Here is a 26472-nt window from a genome sequence, read left to right as displayed (position 1 = left end):
GACTTACCCCAGAACGACGCGCGGCTGCAGAGACTCTCTGTTCTCTGAACCTGACGAATTATTAAAGCCAACGTGAACTTTTAGCGGACAGTATGTCCGCTTTTTTTTGTTCAAATTTCGAGGGGATTAGACCAGGCGCTGTTTCGCGTCGGTGATAGCCTGAGCAACCTGCTTAGGTGAAACACCGCCTTTCGCGGCGCGCTTGTCGAGACAGGACTGCAGCGACAGGATCGGATACACATCGTCGCCAATAACCGCACTGAACTTCTGCAGATCGGCAAGGGTTAAGGCTTCCAGCGCTTTACCTTGTTTAATCGCTTCGACGACAGCCTCGCCTACAATGTGGTGAGCTTCACGGAACGGCACGCCTTTAGCAACCAGGTAATCCGCCAGCTCGGTGGCGTTGGCATAGCCTTGCTCAGCCGCTTCCTGGCAGCGAGGACGTTTAACCTGAATGCCGTCCAGTACCAGCACGGACATATGCAGACAATCAAGCCAGGTATCGAGGGCGTCGAACAGGCCTTCTTTGTCTTCCTGCATGTCTTTGTTATACGCCAGCGGCAGGCCTTTGAGGGTCATCATCATACCGGTCAGGGCGCCCTGCACGCGGCCGCACTTGCCGCGGATCAGCTCCAGCGCATCCGGGTTTTTCTTCTGCGGCATCAGGGAAGAGCCGGAAGTCACGCGATCGGACAGCTCAACAAAACCGGCTTCTCCGGTATTGAAGAAGATCAGATCTTCTGCAAAACGGGACAGGTGAACCATGCCGATAGAGGCGTTGGACAGCAGTTCCAGCACATGATCGCGATCGGAGACGCTGTCGAGGCTATTGCGGGTCGCGGAAGCAAAACCTAACCAACCGGCAAGCTGTTCACGGTCAATTTCATAGGCGGTACCTGCCAGCGCGCCGCTGCCCAGCGGGCTGACGTCCAGGCGCTGCAGAGTGCTTTGCAAACGGCTTTCATCGCGCGCCAGCATCTCAACGTACGCCAGGCACCAATGGGCAAAAGTAACCGGCTGCGCGCGCTGCAGGTGCGTATAACCCGGCATCACCGCATCCTGATTGGCTTCAGCTGTTTCAATTAATGCCTGCTGCACCTGACGGGTAGCTGCCAGCAGCTCGCTGATTTGCATTTTGCACCACAGCTTCAGGTCGGTGGCGACCTGATCGTTGCGGCTACGACCAGTGTGGAGTTTTTTACCCAGCGCACCGACTTTATCGATGAGCTTGCCTTCCACCCAGCTGTGAATATCTTCCGCATCGCTTTCCAGAATAGCCTGCGGGTTAACCTGCACTTCTTCCAGCAAGACTTTCAGGGCCTGCTCAAGCTGCTGCTGCTCAGCTTCAGTCAGCACGCCCACGGTGACCAACGCTTTGGACCAGGCGACAGAACCTACGATGTCTTGCTCAGCCAGGCGATAGTCAAAGCGTAAAGAGTCATTAAATTGCTTAAACCGTTGATCGGCTGCCTGAGTAAAACGCCCACCCCAAAGTGCCATAGTCATGCTCCATTCATCATATTGATATTCGTTTGCCCCTCACGCATTTCCGGCCTGGGAACACGTGAGGGTAAAAAATTACTTCTTCAGTTCGTTCAGCGCACGGATACGGGAAGAGAGCGAGAACAGACGGATAAAGCCGCCCGCGTGGCTGTGATCGTAAACTTCATCTTCGCCAAAGGTCGCAAACTCTTCGCTGTAGAGGCTGTTCGGGGATTTTTTCTGAATCGCCGTCACCTGGCCTTTGTACAGCTGCAGCACGACTTCCCCGTTCACTTCTTCCGCCAGCGACTCAGCAGACGCCTGCAGAGATTTACGCAGCGGTGCAAACCAACGGCCATCGTAGACGACGTAGGACATTTCGAGGCCGAGCTGCTCACGCCACTTGAAGGAATCGCGATCCAGCACCAGTTGCTCAACGCCACGCAGCGCAGCCATCATAATGGTGCCCCCTGGGGTTTCATAGCAACCACGAGACTTAATGCCTACCAGGCGGTTTTCAACGATATCGATCCGGCCAATACCGTGCTTGGCGCCGATAGCGTTCAGGGTTTCCAGGCACTTGAACGGGCTCATCGCTTCCCCGTTCACGGCCACGACTTTGCCCTGCTTAACGGTAACAGTCACCTGCTCGGCCTGATCCGGTGCTTCCTGCGGGTCAACGGTCCATACCCAGCAATCTTTGTTCGGGGCATTCCACGGGCTTTCCAGCACGCCGCCTTCGGTAGAAATGTGCCAGGCGTTTTCGTCACGGCTATAGATTTTTTCAAGCGAAGCCGTTGTCGGGATATCACGCTCTTTCAGGTAGTCGAGCAGCGCTTCACGGGAACGCAGGTTCCACTCACGCCACGGGGCAACAACCTTCAGATGAGGAGCCAGTGCGGCCCAGGTGGATTCAAAACGCACCTGGTCGTTACCTTTGCCGGTCGCACCGTGGCACAGCGCATCTGCGCCCACTTTATTCGCCACATCCACCAGCGCCTTAGCGATCAGTGGACGCGCCATAGAGGTACCGAGCAGATAACTGCCTTCATACAGCGCCCCGGTCTGCAGCACAGGGTAAACATAGTCGCTGATAAACTCTTCACGCGCATCGACCACGTAGCACTCAGACGCCCCGGAGCGCAGCGCTTTTTGCTCAACGCCTTTCAGATCTTCGCGATCCTGACCGATATCCACCACGCAGGCGACAACTTCGCAGCCGCCGTAGTTCTCTTTCAGCCATGGAATGATGGCTGAAGTGTCGAGGCCGCCAGAGTATGCGAGAACGATTTTTTTGATGCCGTGATTTTGCATTGTCTTGTCCTTGTTAAAACTATTCTTTGTCTATGCCAGAATCCGGGTGCCGATAGCCACACCGTTGAATAAAGAGGGTAGCTGATCCGCGTGGCGCCATGAGGCAATATCCACCGGACGCCCCAGGGTACGGGCCGCATCCAGCGCCGCATTCACTTTCACAATCATGCCGTCGGTAATAATGCCTTGCTCAATCAGCTGCTCAGCTTTGGCCGCGGTCATCTCAGCGATGCGCTGACCTTTGCCGTCCAGGATACCGCTCACGTCAGACAGCAGGATCAAATCCGCGCCGAGCGTTGCGGCCAGCGCCGTTGCCGCCTGATCCGCATTGACGTTCATCAGCTCACCTTCAGTGGTCACACCGATGGAGCTAACAATCGGCAGGAAGCCGTTTTCCAGCAGCGTATTAATCAGTTTTGGCGAACCCGGTTTAGCCAGGCCGACGTGGCCAAGCGCTTCATCAAGCTGGGTCACCGTGACGCTATCTCCGTCGCCGAGGCTCAAGCCAACGCCGTTAATGCCATGCTTCTTCGCCCAGGCCAGCAGCGTCTTGTTGGCCGTGCCCGCCAGCGCACCGGTAATAATGTCAATCTGGTCGGCAGGCGTCACACGCAGGCCGTTTTTCTTTTGTACCGGCAGCGCCAGCTTTTTCATCAGCTCATCCACCAGGCAACCGCCGCCGTGGACAATCACCAGCGGACGCTGATGAGACTGACGATAGTTCACCAGCGCGGTAAACAGGCGCTCCAGCGCTTCTTCGCTATCCAGCAGCACGCCGCCCAATTTGATAATTAAAGGATTCATCATTTCACCCGACCGACGGTTAAATAAGGGACTGCGTTTCGGCGAAGCCAAAACGAATATTAAGACACTGTACTGCCTGCGCCGCGGCACCTTTCAGCAGGTTATCCTCGGTGGCAACAACAATCAGGTGCTCATCCTGCACGGCAAAGCCGATGTCGCAGAACGGCAGGCCAACCACATTTTTCAGCGCCGGAACGCCTTTTTCGTACAGGCGAACTAACGGCTTGTCGCCGTAGGCCTGGGTAAATGTCTCCGCAATTTGCTGCTGCGTGACGCCAGCTTTCAGGCGACAGGTAATCGTCGCCAGAATGCCGCGCGGGAAATTGCCGAGGTGCGGGGTGAAAATCACCGACGCGCCAAGATGGGTGGCGATTTCTGGCTGATGGCGATGATTAAACACGCCGTAAGGCTGCAGGCTGACTTCGCAGAAGCTGTTGGAAATCGCGGCCTTGCGCCCGGCACCGCTGACGCCGCTGGTAGCGTTGATCACCGGCCACTGGTTCAAATCCAGCAGATCGGCATCGATCAGCGGCTTCAGCGCCAGCTGAGACGCCGTCGGATAGCAGCCCGGCACGGCAATTAAATTGCTCTCTTTTAGCGCAGCGCCCTGCCATTCAGCCAGGCCATAAACCGCTTTTTCCAGCAGCTCAGGATGCTGATGGGTAAAACCGTAATAACGCTCATAGAACGCCGGGTCATTAACGCGGAACGCGCCAGAGAGATCGATCACCACGCAGCCTGCCGCCAGGAACTGTGGGGCCAGGTCGTGGCTGACTTCGTGGGCGGTCGCGAGGAACACCACATCCACGCCCTCGCTGAACTCGCTGATGTCGGACATCGCCTGCAACGGCAGATCAACAATGCCCTTTAACTGCGGATGCAAATCAGATATCAATTTTCCTGCATCTGAACTTTGCGCTGAAACCGTCAAAGCGGTTATGTTCATATCAGGATGGCGATTCAAATAGCTTACAAGCTCTGCGCCTGCATAACCGCTTGCACCCACAATCAGCGTATTCAACATCTGGGTCGTTCACCTTGTCTTTTCGGTCTGCTCAGAGTGCCAGCCTGACGCTTTCACCCACGTCCGTTAGCGTGGTTTTTTATTCACCGGAACGCTTAACTGTTCCTTTACGCTCAACGTTATTGTATTTTTATTCACAATTAATGCATGAATATTGATACTATCCTAACCTAAGGCCTGTCAACAGTGAAGATGAAATTACCGCCTTTTATCGAGATCTACCGCGCCCTGATCGCGACACCTTCCATCAGCGCCACCGACAGCGCGCTGGATCAAAGCAATGAGTCTTTAATCAATTTACTGGCCGGCTGGTTCCGCGACCTCGGTTTTAACGTCGAAATTCAGCCCGTACCAGGCACTCGCAATAAATTCAACATGTTGGCGAGCAGTGGCCAGGGCGCTGGCGGCCTGCTTCTGGCGGGGCATACCGATACCGTGCCGTTCGACGATGGCCGCTGGACGCGGGACCCGTTTACCCTGACCGAGCACGACAACAAGCTTTACGGCCTGGGTACTGCCGACATGAAAGGGTTCTTCGCGTTCATTCTGGATGCGCTGCGCGACGTGGATGTGACAACCCTGAAAAAGCCGCTCTACATTCTGGCTACCGCCGATGAAGAGACCACCATGGCTGGCGCACGCTATTTCGCTGAAACAACCTCGCTGCGCCCGGACTGCGCGATCATCGGTGAGCCAACATCGCTACAGCCGGTACGCGCGCATAAAGGCCATTTGTCGAACGCCATTCGTATTCTCGGGCAATCCGGCCACTCGAGCGATCCCGCCCGTGGCGTCAACGCCATTGAACTGATGCATGATGCCATCGGCCACATCCTCACCCTGCGCAATACGCTGAAAGATCGCTATCACCATGATGCTTTCACCGTGCCGTATCCGACCCTCAACCTCGGGCACATTAACGGCGGCGACGCGGCAAACCGCATTTGTGCATGTTGCGAACTTCACATGGACATTCGCCCGCTGCCGGGTATGACATTAAACGATCTGAACGGTTTACTGACTGAAGCATTAGAGCCGGTAAGCCAGCGCTGGCCTGGCCGCCTGACGGTCTCTGAACTCCACCCGCCGATTCCAGGCTACGAATGCCCGCCGGACCACCAGCTCGTGCAGGTCGTTGAGAAACTGCTCGGCGCGCAAACGGAAGTGGTGAACTACTGCACCGAAGCGCCGTTTATCCAGACTGTGTGCCCAACGCTGGTGCTTGGCCCTGGCTCCATCAACCAGGCGCATCAGCCGGACGAATACATCGATACCCGCTTCATCAAGCCAACCCGGGAGTTAATTACCCAGGTAGTGCATCATTTTTGTTGGCATTGATTAATCGCGATGAAAGGGGGTTTTACCCCCTTTTTAATCTGGAATAATCGCTATTCCTATAAGAAATGCTTATGAGCGAAGTTGGTAATTAAATTTCATAAATTCGCGTCATTTCCTCGTTTGCTGAAACGATTTCGTAGCAATTGACGAATGGTTTATGACGTGGCTTTATAAAAGGCGGTGTTGAACCTTCACGGGTGAAATTAAGTTACATAATAGATTGGGCTGGAGTCATATGAACGAACGCTATTCTGCTTTGCGAAGTAATGTCAGCATGCTCGGAAAACTGCTCGGAGATACCATCAAAGATGCGCTGGGGGAAAATATTCTCGACCGAGTAGAAACGATCCGTAAGTTATCCAAGTCCTCCCGCGCCGGTAATGAAGCCAATCGTCAGGAGCTGCTGAGCACGCTGCAGAACCTCTCAAATGATGAACTGCTCCCCGTCGCCCGCGCCTTTAGCCAGTTTCTTAATCTTGCCAACACCGCAGAGCAGTACCACAGCATCTCCGCGACGGGCGAAGCGGCCAGCAACCCGGAAGTCATCGCTAAAACGCTGCAAAAACTAAAAAGTCAGCCGGGCATTGGCGAAGCGGACATTCGCGCAGCCGTTGAATCTCTCTCTCTGGAACTGGTACTCACTGCTCACCCTACTGAGATCACTCGCCGCACCCTGATTCACAAACTGGTCGAAGTAAACAGCTGCCTGAAGCAGCTCGACCACAGCGATCTCGCCGACTACGAACGCAACCAAATCATGCGCCGCCTGCGCCAGCTGGTTGCTCAGGCGTGGCATACCGACGAAATTCGTAAGCATCGCCCTTCGCCGGTTGATGAAGCCAAATGGGGCTTCGCGGTGGTAGAAAACAGCCTGTGGGAAGGGGTGCCAAACTACCTGCGTGAGCTTAATGAACAGCTCGAAGAGAATCTGAATTACAAACTGCCGGTGGACTTCGTCCCGGTACGCTTTACCTCCTGGATGGGCGGCGACCGCGACGGCAACCCAAACGTGACCTCCGACATTACCCGCCACGTCCTGCTCCTCAGCCGCTGGAAAGCCACCGACCTGTTCCTGCGCGATATCGCAGTCCTGGTTTCCGAGCTGTCGATGGTAGAATGCACGGCGGAGCTTAGCGAACTGGCAGGGCCGGATGCGGGCCAGGAACCTTACCGCCACATCATGAAAGGCCTGCGCCAGCAGCTGCTCGCCACCCAGGCCTGGCTTGAAGCCCGCCTGAAAGGCCAGCGCCTGCCCAAACCGGAAGGCCTGCTCATTCAAAACGAGCAGCTTTGGGATCCGCTCTACGCCTGTTATCAATCCCTGCAGGCCTGCGGCATGGGCATCATCGCTAACGGGCAGTTGCTCGACACCCTGCGCCGCGTGAAATGCTTCGGCGTGCCGCTGGTACGCATTGATATTCGTCAGGAAAGCACCCGCCACAGCGAAGCGCTGGGCGAAATGACCCGCTATCTTGGCATCGGTGACTACGAAAGCTGGTCAGAGGCTGATAAGCAAGCCTTCCTGATCCGCGAACTGAACTCCAAGCGCCCTCTGCTGCCTCGCCAATGGGAGCCAAGCGAAGAAACCCGCGAAGTGCTGGAAACCTGTAAAGTAGTGGCCGAAGCGCCACGTGGTTCTATCGCGGCCTACGTTATTTCGATGGCAAAAACGCCGTCAGACGTCCTGGCCGTTCACCTGCTGCTGAAAGAAGCGGGCTGTACCTTCGCCCTGCCGGTTGCACCGCTGTTTGAAACCCTCGACGACCTGAATAACGCCGACGACGTCATGACCCAGTTGCTGAATATCGACTGGTACCGTGGCTTTATCCAGGGCAAACAGATGGTGATGATTGGCTATTCCGACTCGGCGAAAGACGCTGGCGTGATGGCCGCATCCTGGGCGCAGTACGAAGCGCAAGATGCGCTGATTAAAACATGTGAGAAAGCCGGTATCGCCCTGACGTTGTTCCACGGTCGCGGCGGCTCCATCGGCCGCGGCGGTGCGCCAGCCCACGCAGCCCTGCTTTCTCAGCCACCGGGCAGCCTGAAAGGCGGCCTGCGCGTCACCGAGCAGGGTGAGATGATTCGCTTTAAATACGGCCTGCCGGAAATTACCATCAGCAGCCTGTCGCTCTACACCAGCGCGATCCTTGAAGCTAACCTGCTGCCGCCGCCAGAGCCGAAGAAAGAGTGGATTCAAATCATGAACTCACTTTCCGCAACATCGTGCGAGATGTATCGCGGCTACATTCGCGAGAACAAAGACTTCGTGCCGTATTTCCGTTCCGCCACGCCGGAGCTGGAATTGGGCAAACTGCCGTTGGGCTCTCGCCCAGCCAAACGTCGTCCAAACGGCGGGGTAGAATCTTTACGTGCGATTCCGTGGATCTTCGCCTGGACCCAAAACCGCCTGATGTTGCCGGCCTGGCTGGGCGCAGGTGCGGCGCTGCAGAAGGTCGTGGAAGAAGGCAAGCAAAGCGAGCTGGAAACAATGTGCCGCGACTGGCCGTTCTTCTCCACACGCCTCGGCATGCTGGAGATGGTGTTTGCGAAAGCCGACCTTTGGCTGGCGGAATACTACGATCAGCGCCTGGTGAAGCCGGAGCTGTGGAAGCTGGGTAAACAGCTGCGTGACCAGCTGGAAGCCGACATCAAAGTCGTGCTGGACATCGCCAACGACTCGCATCTGATGGAAGATTTACCGTGGATTGCCGAGTCAATCACCCTGCGTAATATCTATACCGATCCGCTGAACGTCCTGCAGGCCGAGCTGCTGCATCGCTCACGCCAGTCTGAAGAGAAAGGCGAAGCGCCTGATGCCCGCGTAGAGCAAGCCCTGATGGTCACCATCGCCGGCGTTGCCGCCGGGATGCGTAATACCGGCTAAGATTTTTTAGCTTCATCAAGCCCCCGCAAATGCGGGGGTTTTTATTTTTCGTCAGGTAAAACACGCATTGCCATTAAGCCTACTTAACATGTTTATTTCCCCCGCCATCTTCAACAAATAAACAACAAAAAATCCAAAAGCGTTGGCCGCATAAATATCCCCGGAACAAGCCTGAAATTACGCTGTCATTATCCCGACACATTTTCTATATTGTGCGCAAAAGTCACTCAGCAATGGGTGGCTTTTTTCGTGAGTACAAGCCACCGTAGCGTTCATAACTAAGGCTTACTTAAGGTTTTCTCATTACGGTTAATGATAATTTAATAGCACAGGCAAGAGTATGCACTTCACATTGAAACAGTCTGAACGCAAGTTCAGCATTAAAGCCCTTGGATGGGTTTTACTCTACTTTTGGTATTTTTCCTCAGTTTTGCAGATTGCCATCTTAACGACAGGCTACAGCGGTACAACGGGGCTTCGTGACTCCTTACTGTTTAGCTCTCTGTGGTTTATTCCTGTATTTCTGTTCCCACAGCGCACACGCATTATTGCCGCCGTCATTGGCGTTATCCTTTGGGCTGCCTCAATCGCCGCTCTGGGCTATTACGTTGTCTACGGGCAGGAGTTCTCACAAAGCGTTCTGTTTGTGATGTTCGAAACAAACGCCAACGAAGCCAGTGAATATCTGAGCCAGTATTTCAGCCTGAAACTGCTGCTGATTACGCTTGCCTATACGCTGGTTGCCATCTTTCTTTGGACACGCCTGCGCCCGGTTTATATTCCAAACCCATGGCGCTGGTTGGTTTCCTTCGCCATCCTGTTTGGCCTGGTGCTTAATCCGGTGGGTAAAGAGTGGCTTATCAACAAACGCAGTATTGGCGAATCCTTCTCAAGCATTTCTTATCGCCTTGAGCCTGCAGCACCCTGGCAGTTTATCGTCGCCTACACCGAATATCGTCAGCAGTTGGACAGCCTGAATAACCTGCTAACGTCCAACAATGCGCTGCCGCCGTTGGCTAACCTGAAAGACGCCTCCGGTAATGCGCCACGCACTTTGGTGCTGGTTATTGGTGAGTCAACGCAGCGTGGCCGCATGAGCCTGTACGGCTACCACCGCCAGACAACGCCAGAGCTGGATGAGCTGCATAAAACTGACCCGCAAATGACGGTGTTTAATAACGTCGTCACTTCGCGTCCTTATACCATTGAAATTCTGCAGCAGGCGCTGACGTTTGCCGACGAGAAAGATCCGGACCTTTACCTGACCAAGCCCTCGCTGATGAACCTGATGAAGCAGGCCGGGTACAAAACCTTCTGGATCACTAACCAGCAGACCATGACCGAACGCAACACCATGCTGGCCGTATTCTCGAAGCAGACCGACAAACAGTATTATATGAACCAGCAGCGTACCCAGAGTGCGCGCGAATACGACACTAACGTCCTCGCACCGTTTAAAGAGGTTCTGGCCGACCCTGCACCGAAGAAATTCATTATCGTGCACCTGCTCGGCACGCATATTCGCTACGACTTCCGCTACCCGGAAAACTGGAACAAGTTTGATGGTAAAACGGACGATTTACCGGCTGGATTAACCAAAGATCAGCAAGAAGCCTACAACAGTTACGATAACGCCAACCTGTTTAACGACCATGTGGTTTCCACGCTGATCAAAGACTACAAGGCCAGCGATCCTAACGGTTTCCTGCTTTATTTCTCCGATCACGGGGAAGAGGTTTACGACACGCCGCCGCACCAGACCCAGGGGCGCAACGAAAACAATCCGACGCGTCATATGTACACCATCCCGTTCATCGTCTGGACGTCACCGACCTGGCAGCAGGCCCACCCGCGTGACTTCTCGGGAGATATAAACCGCAAGTACAGCAGCTCAGAACTGATTCATACCTGGTCTGATTTGGCCGGTTTAAGCTATGACGGCTACGACGCGACGCGAGCCATCGCCAGCCCACAGTTTGTCGAAGCGACCCGCTGGATTGGCAACCCGTATGAGAAAAATGCGCTGCGGGATTACGATTCGCTGCCTTACGGCGATAGCGGCAGCAATCAGTAACTTTTTTAGTCCATAAAGCAAAAAGCCCTGCTCACTTATGAACGGGGCTTTTTTTATGTGAAATCAATATTTAAAGCTTCGGTCGAACGCCTAAAGTGTGGCAGATCGCATAGCTCATTTCCGCCCGGTTCAGCGTATAGAAGTGGAAATCCTTCACGCCTTCCCGGCTCAGGATTTTCACCATATCCATAGCGATGTTCGCGCCCACCAGTTGACGGGTTTCGGCATCGTTATCCAGGCCTTCAAACATTTGCGCCATCCAGGACGGAATACGCACATTGGTCATATCGGCAAATTTCTTCGCCTGCCTGAAGTTTGAGACAGGCAGAATACCCGGGATAATCTCAACATCAATGCCTGTGGCCGCGCAGCGATCGCGGAAGCGAAGGTAGCTTTCAACATCGAAGAAGAATTGCGTGATCGCGCGGTTAGCGCCAGCTTCAATTTTACGGCGCAGACTGAGTAAATCTGCCTGAGCGCTTTTGGCTTCGGGATGGACTTCCGGGTAGGCCGCAACGGAAATATCGAAGTCACCCACGTCCTTTAGCAGACCAACCAGGTCTGAAGCATACATATCCGGCTTACCGCTACCAGGCGGCAAGTCGCCACGTAGCGCCACGATATGGCGGATGCCGTTGTTCCAGTAGTCCTGCGCAATCGCGCGCAGCTCATCACGCGTTGCATCGATACAGGTCAGATGCGGGGCCGCTTCAAGGCCGGTACGCTCTTTGATGCCTTTGATGATGCTGTGGGTACGATCACGCTCACCGGAGTTCGCCCCGTAGGTCACGGAAACAAACGTTGGCTTCAGGATGCTTAGCCTGTCGATAGACTTCCACAGGGTTTGTTCCATTTCACTGCTGCGCGGCGGGAAAAACTCAAAGGAAACATGAATATGCCCGGCCACTTCGGCCAGACTCTGGTTCAGCGCTTCCCGCTGATTCGCGTGAAAAAAGCTCATACCCTTACCTCATCAATCGCATCGTTATCGTATGGTGGCGTTTTATTGCTATCCAGACGTTTAGACGTCCAGATAGAAAGATGACCGAAAAGGCGAGAGCCGTCAATGAAAATGTCACCACAAAATGTGGAGGAATTCTCACATAAGATGAATTTTTTTCAGGAGAAGCGGAGAAAAAGACATGCAGAAAAGCGCACTCTCTTCCAAAGAAAGAGAGTGCGGGAAAGAAACTACAGCAGCTGTGCCAGGCGGTTGAGATCGGACTGAATGGCCCCGGCGGTCACATCGCGCCCGGCGCCAGGCCCGCGGATCACCAGCGGGTTGTCACGGTACCAGCGGCTTTCAATCGCGAAGACATTGTCACACGGCAGCAGAGCGGCAAGAGGATGCTCTGCCCGTACGGCTTCAACCCCTACGCGCGCCTTGCCGTTCGCATCAAATCGGGCCACATAACGCAGCACCAGCCCCATCTCCTGCGCTGCTTCCAGCCGCTGCAGCATTTGCTCGTTCAGTTCATCACCGTTTTCGAAGAAATGGTCGATGGAGCCGCCTTCACAACCTGCAGGCACCAGAGATTCCACGCGAACTTGATCCGGCTCGATGTCATAACCCGCCTCACGGGCCAGGATCACCAGCTTACGCATGACGTCTTTACCGGAGAGGTCCACGCGCGGATCCGGCTCGGTCAGCCCCTGCTGCCAGGCCTGATCAACCAGTTCAGTAAACGGCACGGTGCCGTCAAACTGCAGGAACAGCCATGAAAGCGTCCCCGAGAAAATACCGCTGATAGCCAAAATAGCATCGCCGCTGTCGCGCAGGTCACGAACCGTATGGTTAACCGGCAGCCCTGCGCCCACCGTGGCGTTATACAGCCAGTGCCGGCCCGTTTTCTCAAATGCATCGCGAATCTGGCGATACTTCTGGCCGTTCCCCGCGCCTGCAAGCTTGTTGGCGCTGATCACATGGAAGCCATGGCTGGCGAAGTCCAGGTATTGATCGGCGAGCTGCTCGCTGGCGGTCACGTCCAGTACCACTAAATCATCATACGGGTGAGCCCGCATCCACAGGAACAGCGATTCTTCGTCCTGCTGAACAGCCTCATCATTGAAGAAAGCCAGTGCCCGACTTGCATCCAGACCTTCGTAATTCAGCAAACTGCGGCTGCTGTCCACCACGCCAGCCAGCACAAATTCAAACCCGGTACGGGCGGAGAGAATTTCCTGTTCGCGGGCAAACAGCTCAAGCCAGCGGGAACCGATGTTGCCTTTGCCGAACAGCATCAGGCCGATACGCTTCTCCGCACGAAACAGCGACTTGTGTAACCCCTGAATCAGGCTTTCCGTTGGGCCTACGCGCAGCACGGCCACCAGGCTAATGCCGTCTTCTGACTGCCAGATAAACTCCACGGGATGATCTTTCAACTGCTGCCAGAAACGGTGGCTATGCAGCGGGTTGCGGCAAACACCGGCCCCGACCATTGCCACCAGCGCCAGGCCTTCACGCAGGCGAAGCTCGCCCTGCAAACTGGCATTCTGGAGAAGTTGCAGCACGCTGCTCGCGACTTCCGAGGTGTAGCAAAGCTGCAGCAGATTACGATCGGGGTGCACGCCAATCGACAGCGGACGCACTTGACCGCGTTTGAGGATAAGATCCAGCTCTTTTTGTGCCAGCTTGAAATCCTGATGCGACGGCACCTGATATTCGATCAGGCAAACATCGTCGTGACTGGTCACAATTCGGGCACCCGTACCGGACGCCAGAACGCGCTCAATACGAGTCGAACCTTGCTCCGGTGAGTAGCTGCAGCGCAGCTGCAGGTCGATATCACTGCCGGATACAGGCTGTAATGTACGAGCATGCAGGACTGGCGCGGCGAGACGAGCCAGTTCGCTGGCCTCATCCAGACGCAGCAGAGGCAACAGGCAGGCATCTTTCACTTTGCGCGGATCTGCGCTGTAAACCCCGGCGACGTCGCTCCAGATAGTCACGCGCGAAACACCAGCCAGCGCACCAATCTGCGTCGCTGAATAGTCAGATCCGTTACGCCCCAGCAGAACAGTTTCACCCGCTTCGTTGCTGCAGATGAAGCCGGTCACAACCAGGCGTTTATTCGGGTGCTGGGCAAGCAAGTTTTGCAGCAGCGGCCAGGAACGGCCTTCGTCAACCTGTGGCTGAGCCGCACGTTCAGCGCGCATAAAATCACGGGCATCCAGCCAGGCCGCTTCTACGCCCTGCTGATTCAGCACCGCGGCCATCAAACGCGCCGACCAGACTTCCCCATGGCCAACAACTTCGGCATAAACGGCATCGGTCATTTTGCCGTCCAGCAGAACAGCAAGGCGCTCAAGGTCGTGGATAAACCCGGCAATCAGGCCATCGGCCACTTCCGGCGGCAGCAGACCGCTAATAAGATCGCTCTGATAGCGGCGCAGCGTTTGCTGCACCTGATGCGCGGAAAGCCTGTCGCTCTGGCTCAGCTTGAGCCAGTTAATCAACTGGTTAGTGGTACTGCCGGCGGCCGAAACCACCATCATGTCACCCGGTCTGGAATATTCGGTCATGATACCCGCCACGCGCAGGTAACATTTCACATCGGCAAGACTGCTGCCCCCAAACTTGTGCAGTTGACGAACCGGCGTCCCTGCTGGTGCTGAAACACTCATGCTTACCCCTCGGCAGCGACCCGGAAGGCATTTTCCAGATCGGCAATTAAATCTTCACTATCTTCTATACCTGTTGAAACGCGTAGCAGCGTCTCAGAAATTCCGGCGGCGGCCCGCGCCTCCGGTGCCATGCCCGCATGGGTCATGGTTGCGGCGTGAGAAATCAAACTTTCCACGCCCCCCAGCGATTCTGCCAGGGTAAACAGCGACAGCGCCCCCAGGAAACGACGCAGCGTTTGCTCGTCACCGTCCAGCTCAAAGCTCAGCATCGCGCCAAACCCTTTTTGCTGACGGGCGGCAATCTCGTGGCCCTGGTTTTCCGGCAGTGAAGGATGATACAGCTTTTTCACCAACGGTTGCTGCTTGAGAAACTCAACAATGGCCTGAGCATTACGCTGAGCCACTTCCATACGCGGCGACAGAGTGCGCAGGCCACGCAACAGCAGGTAGCTGTCAAATGCACTGCCTGTCACGCCAATGTTATTCGCCCACCATGCCAGTTCGGTGACCGTGGCCGGATCTTTTGCAATCACCACGCCAGCAACGACGTCTGAATGGCCGTTGAGATACTTGGTGCAAGAGTGCAGAACCAGGTCGGCGCCAAGCGCCAGCGGGTTTTGCAGTGCCGGGCTCAGGAAGGTGTTATCCACCACGCTGATTGCGCCCGCTTCACGCGCTGCGGCACAGATTTTCGCAATATCCACGACGCGCAACAATGGATTACTTGGACTTTCTACCAGAACCAGCTTGGGTTTTTCCGCCAGCGCAGAGTTTAAAGCGTCTTCATCGTTCTGATCGACGAATAAAACGCGATAAGCCCCACGTTTTGCAAGACTATCGAACAGGCGATAGCTGCCCCCATAACAGTCGTGAGGCGCAACCAGCAGGTCGCCAGGTTTCAGGAATACTGTGGTGACCAGGTGAATGGCTGACATGCCGGTATTGGTCATGACTGCCCCTGCGCCACCTTCCAGTTCCGCTAACGCCCGCTGTACTACGTCGCGCGTTGGGTTACCCCGGCGTGAATAGTCATGGGCACGCGGTTCATTAAAGCCGGTAAAGTTATAGGTGCTGGAGAGGTGGATAGGTGGAACGACGCAGCCGTATTGCTCGTCATCATTCAAACCGCTACGAACTGCGATGGTTGCCTGTTTACGCGTCATTGTATGTCCGATCCTTGCTGGTCGAATAAAAGTCAGGCCTCAGAGTAAACAACCGCAGTATAGACGTCAATACATCTGGACATCTAAACCTCTTTGCGTATAGATTGAGCAAAAGGCAAATAGCCGTTAAAATTATGCGTTTTAGAGTGTATATGTCTGAGTTTCGCGCTCAGGAAAGGGTTATCCTGTGCTGTACACTAAAAGAGATAATCGTCAACGCCGCGGATTTACCCGGCTTTGGCACGTTTTCATAGATTAAGAGGATTAAGGTATCTCATGGCTGAATGGAGCGGCGAATATATCAGCCCCTACGCTGAGCACGGTAAGAAGAGTGAACAAGTAAAGAAAATTACGGTTTCCATTCCTCTGAAAGTGTTGAAGATCCTCACCGATGAGCGCACGCGTCGCCAGGTGAATAACCTGCGTCATGCGACCAACAGTGAACTGCTGTGCGAGGCTTTTCTGCACGCTTTCACCGGCCAGCCGCTGCCGAACGATGCTGACCTGCGCAAAGAGCGCAGCGATGAAATCCCGGAAGATGCTAAGGTCATCATGCGTGAACTGGGGATCGATCCGGATACGTGGGAATATTAAGATCTGGTGTTAAGGCGTCTGCGGGCGCCTTTTCTTATTGTTTTACCGGATAACAGACACAAAAAAGGCGCCTTCAGGCGCCTTTCTCTTTCCAGAGTGCGAAACTTATTTTTTCGCGCCTGGTACGCTGAAGCGCTTGTTGAAGCGATCAACACGGCCGCCGGTAGCAACATCACGCTGTTTACCAGTGTAGAACGGGTGGCACTGACCACATACGTCCAGGTTCAGATCGTGACCTACGGTGGAGCGGATCTTGATAACATTACCGCAAGAGCAGTTTGCAGTAATTTCTTCGTATTTAGGATGGATATCTTTTTTCATGGTAAACCTCGGTAAAGGCCGCGTCGCTCTTCCAGCCCTAACGCCAGACACCACGCGATGTTAATAAATTAGGTTTTTTGATACCAAAACTGCGCATCAAAGGCGGCGAATCATACAGAAATTGCTCACCCGGTGCAAACTGATCCGCAATTTTGCAAGCGCACAGTGTACACTAATACGTCATTTTTTTCAGCCTGGATGCTTTCATGCCCGTAGCCCACGTTGCACTGCCGGTTCCGCTGGCCCGTACCTTCGACTATCTGCTGCCAGACGGCGTGCAGGTTAGCGCAGGCTGCCGCGTGCAGGTGCCGTTTGGCAAGCAACGCGAAGCTGTCGGTATCGTCATGTCGGTCAGCCAGTCGAGCGATCTGCCGCTGGAAAAACTCAAACCCGTTGGCGAAATTCTCGATGGTCGCTCGCTGTTCACGCCCTCACTCTGGCGCGTGCTGCTGTGGGCTGCGGAGTATTATCATCACCCGATTGGCGAAGTGCTCTTTCATGCTCTGCCTATTCTTCTTCGCCAGGGGAAACCCGCGCACCACGCTCCACTCTGGTACTGGTTTGCTACGGAAGAAGGCAAAGCCGTTGACCTGAACAGTCTCAAACGCGCCCCTAAACAGCAGCAGGCGCTGGCGGCGCTGCGGCACAATATTGTCTGGCGGCATCAAATCAGCGAGCTGGAAATCAGTGAACCTGGGTTACAGGCGCTGAGAGCAAAAGGCCTGTGTGATTTAAAAAGCGCAGCGCCTGCGGAAGAAGACTGGCGGTCAAGCTATGCCGTGGCTGGTGAACGGCTGCGACTGAATACGGAACAGGCCACCGCCGTGGGGGCTATCCACAGCGAATCAGACCATTTCTCCGCCTGGCTGCTCGCCGGCATCACCGGCTCCGGCAAAACTGAGGTTTACCTCAGCGTGCTTGAAAATGTGCTGGCGCAGGGCAAGCAGGCTTTAGTGCTGGTGCCCGAAATTGGCCTGACGCCGCAAACCATCGCCCGCTTCCGGGAACGTTTTAACGCGCCGGTTGAAGTCTTGCATTCCGGGCTAAATGACAGCGAAAGGCTCAGCGTGTGGCTAAAAGCACGCAGCGGTGAGGCAGCCATCGTCATCGGTACCCGTTCTTCTCTGTTCACGCCGTTCTGCCGTCTCGGCGTCATCGTCATCGATGAGGAGCATGACAGCTCCTACAAACAGCAAGAAGGCTGGCGCTACCACGCTCGCGATTTAGCCGTTTACCGGGCGCATGCTGAAAACATTCCGATCATTCTCGGCTCGGCAACGCCAGCGTTAGAAACTCTGCACAATGTTCAGGTGGGAAAATATCGCCAGTTACGCCTGACTAAACGTGCAGGAAACGCACGCCCGGCTCACCAGCAGGTTGTTGACCTGAAAGGGCAGCAGCTCAAAGCAGGTTTAGCCCCAGCGCTGCTAAAAAAGATCGGCGAGCATCTTGCCGCGGATAACCAGGTGATCCTTTTCCTCAACCGCCGCGGATATGCCCCTGCCCTGCTCTGCCACGAATGCGGCTGGATTGCGGAATGCGCACGGTGCGATCATTACTACACGCTGCACCAGGGCCAGCGCCACCTGCGCTGCCACCATTGCGACAGCCAGCGCGCGATCCCGCAGCAGTGCCCGCAGTGCGGCTCCACGCATCTGGTTCCGGTGGGGATGGGGACCGAGCAGCTTGAACACAGCCTTGAGCCTCTATTCCCGAACGTACCGATTTCCCGTATCGACCGCGATACCACCAGCCGCAAAGGCGCGCTGGAACAACAGCTGGCCGAAGTGCACCGGGGCGGCGCACGAATTCTAATCGGCACACAAATGCTGGCTAAAGGGCACCACTTCCCTGATGTCACGCTGGTCGCCTTACTCGACGTAGACGGCGCGCTTTTCTCCGCAGATTTCCGTGCTGCCGAACGCTTTGCCCAGCTCTACGTCCAGGTTTCTGGCCGAGCGGGGCGAGCCGGTAAGCAAGGTGAAGTCCTGCTGCAAACGCACCATCCGGAACACCCTTTGCTGCAAACGCTGCTGACCAAAGGCTACGACGCGTTTTCCAGCCAGGCATTGAGCGAGCGCCAAACGGTATTTTTGCCGCCGTACACCAGCCATGTGTTGATTCGGGCCGAAGATCAGACCAACCACCAGGCGCCGCTATTTTTGCAGCAGTTGCGTAATTTGCTGGAAGCCAGCCCGCTGCGCGATGAGCAGCTCTGGATCATGGGGCCGGTTCCTTCGCTGCAGCCAAAACGCGGCGGGCGTTTTCGCTGGCAAATTTTGCTGCAGCACCCGTCACGCGGGCGCCTGCAAAAACTGGTCAGCCATTCACTCACGCTGATCAACACGCTCCCCGAAGCCCGGAAAGTGAAATGGATGCTGGATGTCGATCCTATCGACGGGTAGCACAATCGGGCTGGTTATGCGAAGCCGATCGAAAAATCTAATACTCATCACATTTCTTGTGAAAAATTTGTAACCGCTTACAGCCAACTTCTGCTAAGAATGTGATGACTGTCAGACACACAGGAGTGTTGACGATAGCGGCGTGCATGTGAGGAGAAGAAGTGAAGCCGAAGAAACCGGTGGTGAATGCCACCATGAAAGATGTCGCCGTGCAGGCAAAAGTGTCTACTGCAACGGTATCCCGCGCCTTAATGAACCCGGACAAAGTTTCACAAAGCACCCGTAATCGCGTGGAACAGGCGGCGATTGAAGTGGGGTATTTGCCTCATTCTCTGGGGCGTAACATCAAACGCAGCGAATCACGCACTATTCTGGTCATCGTGCCGGATATCTGCGATCCGTTTTTCAGCGAAATCATTCGCGGGATTGAAGTCACCGCAGCTTCACACGGCTACCTCGTGCTGATTGGCGATTGCGCCCACCAAAATCAGCAGGAAAAAACCTTCATCGACCTGATCATCACCAAACAAATTGATGGCATGCTGCTGCTGGGCTCACGCCTGCCGTTTGACGCCAGCAAAGAAGAGCAGCGCAATCTGCCGCCGATGGTCATGGCCAATGAGTTTGCCCCTGAGCTGGAACTGCCCACGGTGCATATCGACAATCTGACCGCCGCCTTTAACGCCGTTTACTATCTGCAAGAGCTCGGGCATCAGCGCATTGCCTGTATTGCCGGGCCTGAAGAAATGCCGCTCTGCCATTATCGCTTACAGGGATACGTTCAGGCGCTGCGCCGCAACGGCATCGTCGTCGATCCTCACTATATTGCACGCGGTGATTTCACCTATGAAGCAGGCGCCGCAGCGCTGGCACAGCTTATTGCCCTGCCCGAACCGCCAACCGCCATTTTCTGCCATAGCGACGTGATGGCGCTAGGGGCGCTGTCTCAGGCGAAGCGCAGCGGGCTTAAAGTGCCGGAAGATTTATCGATTATGGGCTTCGACGACATTGCCCTGTCGCAGTTCTGTGACCCGCCCCTCACCACCGTAGCGCAACCCCGTTTCGATATTGGTAAGGAAGCTATGCTGCTATTGCTGGACAACATGAACGGCCAAAACGTTAACAGCGGCTCACGCCTGCTGGATTGCGATCTTATTGAGCGAGGCAGTACCGCCGCGCCCGGCAGCAGAAATTGAGCCGTTTTTAAGACTGCATAAACTGGTCAAAGCCCCGCCCCTTAAGTAACATGGCGGACTGATAAACGAATAAAGACAGCGAAACGATAGTGGCACAACGAGATTATGTAAGCCGCGGGCAATCGGCAGGGACGCGGCGCAAAAAAAGTACACCCCGCAAAAAGCAACGTAGTCTGCCCTCCGTCTCTCCAACGATGGTTGCCATTGCGGCCGCAGTCGTGGTGGCCTTTGTTGGCGCTCTTTACTTTATTACTCACCATAAGAAAGAAGAGATTGACGCGCTCCCTGGCCACAAAGTGACCGGCAATGGCTTGCCGCCAAAACCAGAAGAGCGCTGGCGTTATATTAAAGAGCTGGAAAACCGCCAGCCCGGCGTCCGTGCGCCTACCGAACCTACCGCCGGCGGCGAAGTCATGAATCAAAGTCAGCTAACCAACGAACAGCGCCAGTTGCTCGAGCAAATGCAGGCGGATATGCGCCAGCAGCCAACGCAGCTGAATGAAGTCCCGTGGAATGAGCAAACGCCTGCCCAGCGCCAGCAAACGCTGCAGCGCCAGAAACAGATTGTGCAGCAAACTCAGCCCGTGCAACAGCAGCAGTGGAACACGCAAACGCAGCAGCCTCGGGTTCAGCAGCGTGTAGCGGAACAGCCATACCAGCAGCCAAAAACTGTGCCGCAGCAACAGCCGAAAACCTCAACGGCAAATAACCAGCAGCCGTATCAGGATCTGCTGCAGACGCCGCCGCACAGCCAGCAAAAAGCGCCACAACAAACCAAACCGGTTCAGCGTGAAGCTCAGCCTGCGCCAATTACGCGTGAGCCGGAAGTAGCTAAGCAGGCTCCTGCTGCTCAGGAGAAAAAAGACGAAAAACGCTGGATGGTGCAGTGTGGTTCGTTTAAAGGCAGCGAGCAGGCAGAAACAGTTCGTGCTCAGCTGGCATTTGAAGGGTTTGACTCCCGCATTACCACCAATAACGGCTGGAACCGCGTCGTCATTGGGCCAATCAAAGGTAAAGACAATGCCGACGGTACCATCAATCGGCTGAAGATGGCTGGCCATACCAGCTGTATTCGTCTTGCCGCCGGGGGTTGAAACCCCAAAATTGCCCCCCATTTATAATGGCATTAGGCCCTGCGCACCGCGCAGGGCTCCTGTTTAGCTGATGCAAAAGGGGTCCGATCGTGACAACAATAGTAAGTGTACGTCGTAACGGCCATGTGGTTATTGCCGGCGATGGCCAGGCCACGCTGGGTAATACCGTCATGAAAGGTAACGTCAAAAAAGTACGTCGCCTGTACAACGATAAAGTGATCGCAGGTTTTGCCGGCGGTACTGCGGATGCCTTCACGCTGTTCGAACTGTTTGAGCGCAAGCTGGAAATGCATCAGGGTCACCTGGTTAAAGCCGCCGTTGAGCTGGCAAAAGACTGGCGTACCGACCGCATGCTGCGCAAGCTTGAGGCGCTGCTGGCCGTGGCCGACGAAAGCGCGTCGCTGATCATCACCGGTAACGGGGACGTCATCCAGCCTGAAAACGATCTGATTGCCATTGGCTCCGGCGGCCCGTACGCCCAGGCTGCAGCCCGTGCCCTTCTGGAAAATACCGAAATGGGCGCGCGCGATATCGCTGTGAAAGCGTTGGATATTGCAGGTGATATCTGCGTCTATACCAACCACTTCCATACCATCGAAGAATTACCGTCTAAAGCGTAAGGATCTCCCATGTCTGAAATGACCCCACGCGAAATTGTTAGCGAGCTGAATAAACACATTATCGGCCAGGACAACGCTAAGCGCTCCGTCGCTATCGCCTTACGTAACCGCTGGCGCCGTATGCAGCTTGATGAAGAGCTGCGCCATGAAGTTACCCCTAAAAACATTCTGATGATCGGCCCGACCGGCGTGGGTAAAACCGAAATTGCCCGCCGCCTGGCAAAACTGGCCAACGCGCCGTTCATCAAAGTTGAAGCGACCAAATTCACCGAAGTCGGCTATGTGGGCAAAGAAGTGGATTCCATTATCCGCGATCTGACCGATGCCGCAGTCAAAATGGTACGCATGCAGTCTATCGAGAAGAATCGCTACCGCGCTGAAGAGATGGCCGAAGAGCGCATTCTCGACGTGCTGATCCCACCGGCGAAGAACAACTGGGGTCAGGCGGAAGCCCAGCAGGAACCTTCCGCAGCTCGCCAGTCGTTCCGCAAGAAACTGCGCGAAGGGCAACTGGATGATAAAGAGATCGAAATCGATCTCGCCGCTGCGCCGATGGGCGTTGAAATTATGGCTCCTCCTGGCATGGAAGAGATGACCAGCCAGCTGCAGTCCATGTTCCAGAACCTGGGCGGCCAGAAGCAAAAACCACGCAAGCTGAAAATCAAAGATGCGATGAAGCTGCTGGTGGAAGAAGAAGCGGCGAAGCTGGTGAACCCGGAAGAGCTGAAGCAGGACGCCATCGACGCAGTTGAGCAGCACGGGATCGTGTTTATTGACGAAATCGACAAAATTTGTAAGCGCGGCGGCAACAGTTCCGGCCCGGATGTGTCCCGCGAAGGCGTACAGCGTGACCTGCTGCCGCTGGTAGAAGGTTGCACCGTTTCCACCAAGCACGGCATGGTAAAAACTGACCACATTCTGTTTATCGCGTCCGGCGCATTCCAGGTTGCCAGCCCGTCAGACCTTATTCCTGAGCTGCAGGGGCGCTTGCCTATTCGCGTTGAGCTGCAGGCGCTGACCGTGGACGATTTCGAGCGCATCCTGACCGAACCTAACGCCTCCGTGACCGTACAGTACAAAGCGCTGATGGCAACCGAAGGCGTGAACATCGACTTTACCGAAGATGGTATTCGTCGTATTGCTCAGGCGGCGTGGCAGGTGAACGAATCAACCGAAAACATCGGGGCGCGTCGTCTGCACACAGTCCTTGAACGTCTGATGGAAGATATCTCCTATGACGCCAGCGAGTTAGATGGTCAGTCCATCCTGATCGATGCCGAATACGTCGGTAAACATCTGGATGAGCTGGTTGCAGATGAAGACCTGAGCCGTTTTATCCTATAATCCGGCTAACGCATTTTCTTCATTTGAAATGGAGGGCTTATGCCCTCCATTTTTTATCTAAACTGGCAACCAAATAATGAGCGATTCGCAATCTACAAGTGTCACCCAGGCCTGGCTGGAAAGCCTTCGCCCACGCACGCTGCCTCTGGCGTTTGCTTCAATCGTCTGCGGTTCGGCCCTGACTTACTGGCAAGGTGTCTTTGACCCGGCAGTGGCGCTGCTGGCGCTGCTGACCGCCGGGCTTTTGCAGATCCTGTCTAACCTCGCCAATGACTATGGCGACGCGGTCAAAGGCAGCGACAAAGAAGACCGTCTCGGGCCATTACGCGGGATGCAAAAAGGGATGATTACTCAGGCGCAGATGAAACGTGCACTGGTCATCACCGTCATCCTCATTTGTCTGTCGGGTCTGTCGCTGGTCGCCCTTGCCTGCCATACTTTCTCCGACTTCATGGGCTTCTTGCTACTTGGGTTACTGTCTATCGTCGCCGCCATTACCTATACCGTCGGCACCCGTCCTTATGGCTACATGGGGCTGGGAGATATCTCAGTCCTGGTGTTCTTCGGTTGGATCAGCGTGGCGGGCACCTGGTATCTGCAGGCTAACTCGCTGGCAGCGCTGGTGATTCTGCCGGCCACGGCCTGTGGGTTACTCGCCACTGCAGTGCTGAATATCAATAACCTGCGTGATATCGATAGCGATCGTGAGAACGGTAAAAATACCCTTGCTGTGCGCCTGGGGCCAATTGTTGCACGCCGCTATCATGCCGCCCTGCTCATCGGGGCTTTGGCCTGTCTCGCCCTGTTTAACCTTATCTGGCTCAAGAGCCTGTGGGGATGGTTATTTGTTCTGGCCGCGCCGCTGCTGCTCAAGCAGGTTGTCTACGTCATGCGGGAGCAAGATCCCGTGGCGATGCGCCCGATGCTGGAGCGTACAGTCAAAGCCGCGTTGCTAACGAATTTGCTGTTTGCTCTGGGCGTCGTCCTCGCTACCGTCGCCTGAGGGCTGACAAATATCAATTAACAATTGATGATTTTGCCAACAGTTAACAGAACGCGATATACTGACAACTCCTGCAGCAAATGAACCTTAATCCTATGAAATACGATACTTCTGAGCTTTGTGACATCTACCAGGAAGAGGTCAACGTCGTTGAGCCGTTGTTCTCCAACTTCGGTGGCCGCTCGTCATTTGGTGGGCAAATCATCACGGTGAAATGTTTCGAGGACAACGGGTTGCTGTACGATCTGCTCGAAGAGAATGGCCGTGGGCGAGTCCTGCTGGTAGACGGCGGTGGTTCAGTACGCCGCGCGCTGATTGATGCGGAACTGGCTCGTCTTGCGCTGCAAAACGAGTGGGAAGGCATTGTAGTGTACGGCGCGGTGCGCCAGGTGGATGACCTGGAAGAGCTGGACATTGGCATCCAGGCGATTGCCGCTATCCCGGCGGGCTCCGCGGGAGAAGGCATTGGCGAAAGCGATGTGCGCGTCAATTTTGGTGGCGTGACCTTCTTCTCAGGCGATCATCTGTATGCCGATAACACCGGCATCATTCTCTCCGAAGATCCGCTGGATATTGAGTAATCCGGTCGATGAATAGCAAAACGGGCGCCTGAGGCGCCCGTTCTTTTTTGTCGGAAGCAGGAATTACACTTCTTCCATTTTGCCCAGCAGCGCGTGCAAACGCTCCTGCCAGACGTGCTGTTGTTCTTTCAGGCTGCTGTTTTCACGCACCAGCTCTTCGTGGTTGCTTTGTGCCTGCTGAACTTCCTGAGCCAGACCGTTATTTTTCTCTTTCAGCTCTTCGATTTCCATCTGTAACAACGTAATCGTGTCAACCGCCTGCTGAACTTTTGCTTCCAGTTTCTCAAACACTTCAAATGACATTTCGAACTCTCCTGAATGGCAAGGCGTTGATGGATGGCTATCCTCGTCCCGATTCTTCGGCGACGCCTTTATGAACGTATGCGCAACACGTAGCGTAACTCGATTGTAAGTAGCCCGGATGCCCGTGTCCAGCGGCTTACCGCGCTCTTTGCGTAACATGACGTTTTTCAGTCTATGCCGAAAGCAGCGTTTCCTGGCTGGCTCCAATTGTTAAAAAAACACATTAACAAAACGCCTAATTCCCCCAGCGTTCCCATGAAGCACCGCTCATTTTTTAGCGCGAAAACGCTCATTTTCTTGACGCACCACGCACATTTTAAGTTCGATATTTCTCGTTTGTGCTCGTTAACGATAAATTAACACCATGCCTACATGGCATAAAGGTGACAAGGATGCTCGACAACAATAATCATCAATTTGCCTTCAGGACCCCACTATGAGTCAGACCGCTACAACAACCTTAAAAGGCCAGTGCATCGCCGAATTCATGGGTACCGCGTTGTTGATCTTCTTCGGTGTGGGATGTGTTGCTGCATTGAAAGTGGCCGGTGCCACCTTCGGGCAGTGGGAAATCAGCATCATCTGGGGCTTAGGGGTGGCGATGGCCATCTATATGACCGCAGGGGTTTCCGGCGCACATCTTAACCCGGCAGTAACGATCGCACTCTGGCTGTTCGCTTGTTTTGACGGACGCAAAGTCGTGCCGTTTATTATTTCACAGTTCCTTGGCGCATTCTGCGCCGCCGCGTTGGTTTATGGCTTATATTACAATCTGTTCCTCGACTACGAACAAACGCACCATATGGTGCGCGGCAGCGTAGAAAGTCTGGATTTGGCAGGCATCTTCTCCACCTATCCGAACCCACACATTAACTTCGCACAGGCATTCGCCGTAGAAATGGTGATCACTGCCATTCTGATGGGCGTCATTCTGGCGCTGACCGACGATGGCAACGGCGTGCCGCGTGGCCCACTGGCTCCGCTGCTGATTGGCCTGCTGATCGCGGTGATCGGCGCGTCCATGGGACCACTGACCGGGTTTGCGATGAACCCAGCGCGTGACCTTGGGCCGAAGACCTTTGCGTGGCTGGCTGGCTGGGGCGACGTCGCCTTCACCGGTGGGAAAGATATTCCTTACTTCCTGGTGCCGCTGTTTGCGCCTATTCTCGGCGCTTCCCTTGGCGCATTCGGTTACCGTAAATTGATTGGTCGCCACCTGCCATGCGACGTCTGCGTTGTCGAAGAAGACAAGCCAGACAGCAAGGTGACCTCTCAGCAAAAAGCACTGTAATACTGACTTC

General features: G+C 55.0%; 21 protein-coding genes. 12 read left to right on the top strand and 9 right to left on the bottom strand.

What is annotated here, in order from left to right; translation table 11 throughout:
- Positions 1-126: 126 nt before the first annotated feature.
- From argH to argC, 4 genes are all read right to left on the bottom strand, one after another.
- Positions 127-1500, bottom strand: coding sequence for an argininosuccinate lyase (argH, locus tag LH86_RS05715; RefSeq protein WP_039299206.1), 1374 nt, complete (start codon positions 1498-1500; stop codon positions 127-129).
- 78 nt (positions 1501-1578) lie between these two features.
- Positions 1579-2796 (bottom strand): argininosuccinate synthase, encoded by a 1218-nt coding sequence (locus tag LH86_RS05710; protein ID WP_039289189.1) that lies wholly within the window; start codon positions 2794-2796, stop codon positions 1579-1581.
- A 30-nt stretch (positions 2797-2826) separates the two neighbouring features.
- Positions 2827-3603, bottom strand: a complete 777-nt coding sequence (argB, locus tag LH86_RS05705; protein WP_156107012.1) for an acetylglutamate kinase — start codon at positions 3601-3603, stop codon at positions 2827-2829.
- 16 nt (positions 3604-3619) lie between these two features.
- Entirely contained in the window at positions 3620-4624 is a 1005-nt protein-coding gene (gene argC / locus LH86_RS05700; RefSeq protein WP_008457564.1) for an N-acetyl-gamma-glutamyl-phosphate reductase, read from the bottom strand.
- Positions 4625-4810: 186 nt separating this feature from the next.
- On the opposite strand from argC, the gene argE reads away from it, so the two are divergent.
- The 3 genes from argE to LH86_RS05685 all read left to right on the top strand — a co-directional run bounded on the left by argE (position 4811) and on the right by LH86_RS05685 (position 10923).
- Positions 4811-5962 carry an acetylornithine deacetylase gene (gene argE / locus LH86_RS05695; RefSeq protein ID WP_034808745.1) on the top strand — a complete coding sequence of 384 codons (1152 nt, stop codon included), beginning with the start codon at positions 4811-4813 and terminating at the stop codon, positions 5960-5962.
- A gap of 235 nt (positions 5963-6197) precedes the next feature.
- Complete coding sequence (gene ppc / locus LH86_RS05690; RefSeq protein WP_039299203.1) at positions 6198-8849, top strand: phosphoenolpyruvate carboxylase; 2652 nt, start codon at positions 6198-6200, stop codon at positions 8847-8849.
- 340 nt (positions 8850-9189) lie between these two features.
- Positions 9190-10923, top strand: coding sequence for a phosphoethanolamine transferase CptA (locus tag LH86_RS05685; protein ID WP_039299200.1), 1734 nt, complete (start codon positions 9190-9192; stop codon positions 10921-10923).
- Between the two features lie 70 nt (positions 10924-10993).
- Here the strand turns inward: LH86_RS05685 and metF are convergent, their stop codons facing one another.
- The 3 genes from metF to metB form a co-directional block, all read right to left on the bottom strand.
- A complete protein-coding gene (metF, locus tag LH86_RS05680) occupies positions 10994-11884 on the bottom strand; it encodes a methylenetetrahydrofolate reductase (RefSeq protein WP_039299196.1) in 891 nt (296 codons plus the stop codon).
- A 230-nt stretch (positions 11885-12114) separates the two neighbouring features.
- Positions 12115-14547: a bifunctional aspartate kinase/homoserine dehydrogenase II gene (locus tag LH86_RS05675; protein ID WP_039299195.1), complete on the bottom strand. Its 2433-nt coding sequence runs from the start codon at positions 14545-14547 to the stop codon at positions 12115-12117.
- Between the two features lie 2 nt (positions 14548-14549).
- Entirely contained in the window at positions 14550-15710 is a 1161-nt protein-coding gene (metB, locus tag LH86_RS05670; protein ID WP_039299193.1) for a cystathionine gamma-synthase, read from the bottom strand.
- Positions 15711-15986: 276 nt separating this feature from the next.
- On the opposite strand from metB, the gene metJ reads away from it, so the two are divergent.
- Entirely contained in the window at positions 15987-16304 is a 318-nt protein-coding gene (gene metJ, locus LH86_RS05665) for a met regulon transcriptional regulator MetJ (protein ID WP_008457553.1), read from the top strand.
- 105 nt (positions 16305-16409) lie between these two features.
- Here metJ and rpmE read toward each other — a convergent pair whose 3' ends face one another.
- On the bottom strand, positions 16410-16625 hold the full coding sequence (rpmE, locus tag LH86_RS05660; protein WP_008457552.1) for a 50S ribosomal protein L31: 216 nt from the start codon (positions 16623-16625) through the stop codon (positions 16410-16412).
- Between the two features lie 206 nt (positions 16626-16831).
- Here rpmE and priA point away from each other — a divergent pair, with 206 nt between their 5' ends.
- From priA to rraA, 7 genes are all read left to right on the top strand, one after another.
- The gene (priA, locus tag LH86_RS05655) at positions 16832-19030 is read left to right on the top strand and encodes a primosomal protein N' (protein ID WP_039299190.1); all 2199 of its coding nucleotides are present in this window, start codon (positions 16832-16834) and stop codon (positions 19028-19030) included.
- Between the two features lie 161 nt (positions 19031-19191).
- Positions 19192-20226, top strand: a complete 1035-nt coding sequence (gene cytR / locus LH86_RS05650; RefSeq protein WP_008457548.1) for a DNA-binding transcriptional regulator CytR — start codon at positions 19192-19194, stop codon at positions 20224-20226.
- An 89-nt stretch (positions 20227-20315) separates the two neighbouring features.
- The gene (gene ftsN / locus LH86_RS05645; RefSeq protein ID WP_039299179.1) at positions 20316-21320 is read left to right on the top strand and encodes a cell division protein FtsN; all 1005 of its coding nucleotides are present in this window, start codon (positions 20316-20318) and stop codon (positions 21318-21320) included.
- An 89-nt stretch (positions 21321-21409) separates the two neighbouring features.
- On the top strand, positions 21410-21940 hold the full coding sequence (hslV, locus tag LH86_RS05640; RefSeq protein ID WP_008457544.1) for an ATP-dependent protease subunit HslV: 531 nt from the start codon (positions 21410-21412) through the stop codon (positions 21938-21940).
- Positions 21941-21949: 9 nt separating this feature from the next.
- A complete protein-coding gene (hslU, locus tag LH86_RS05635) occupies positions 21950-23284 on the top strand; it encodes an HslU--HslV peptidase ATPase subunit (protein WP_008457542.1) in 1335 nt (444 codons plus the stop codon).
- A 76-nt stretch (positions 23285-23360) separates the two neighbouring features.
- Positions 23361-24287 (top strand): 1,4-dihydroxy-2-naphthoate polyprenyltransferase, encoded by a 927-nt coding sequence (gene menA, locus LH86_RS05630; RefSeq protein WP_039299177.1) that lies wholly within the window; start codon positions 23361-23363, stop codon positions 24285-24287.
- Between the two features lie 95 nt (positions 24288-24382).
- Positions 24383-24868, top strand: coding sequence for a ribonuclease E activity regulator RraA (rraA, locus tag LH86_RS05625; RefSeq protein ID WP_008457535.1), 486 nt, complete (start codon positions 24383-24385; stop codon positions 24866-24868).
- A gap of 63 nt (positions 24869-24931) precedes the next feature.
- Here the strand turns inward: rraA and zapB are convergent, their stop codons facing one another.
- Positions 24932-25171, bottom strand: a complete 240-nt coding sequence (gene zapB / locus LH86_RS05620) for a septal ring assembly protein ZapB (RefSeq protein WP_008457532.1) — start codon at positions 25169-25171, stop codon at positions 24932-24934.
- Between the two features lie 436 nt (positions 25172-25607).
- Between zapB and LH86_RS05615 the strand changes: the two genes are divergently transcribed.
- Entirely contained in the window at positions 25608-26462 is an 855-nt protein-coding gene (locus tag LH86_RS05615) for an MIP/aquaporin family protein (protein WP_039299175.1), read from the top strand.
- Positions 26463-26472 lie beyond the last annotated feature (10 nt).

The sequence above is a fragment of the Cedecea neteri genome (genome assembly GCF_000758325.1).
In the GTDB taxonomy this organism is placed as follows: domain Bacteria; phylum Pseudomonadota; class Gammaproteobacteria; order Enterobacterales; family Enterobacteriaceae; genus Cedecea; species Cedecea neteri_B.
Note: the sequence above shows the minus strand (reverse complement) of the source record. Positions and strands in the feature narration are given on the sequence as shown.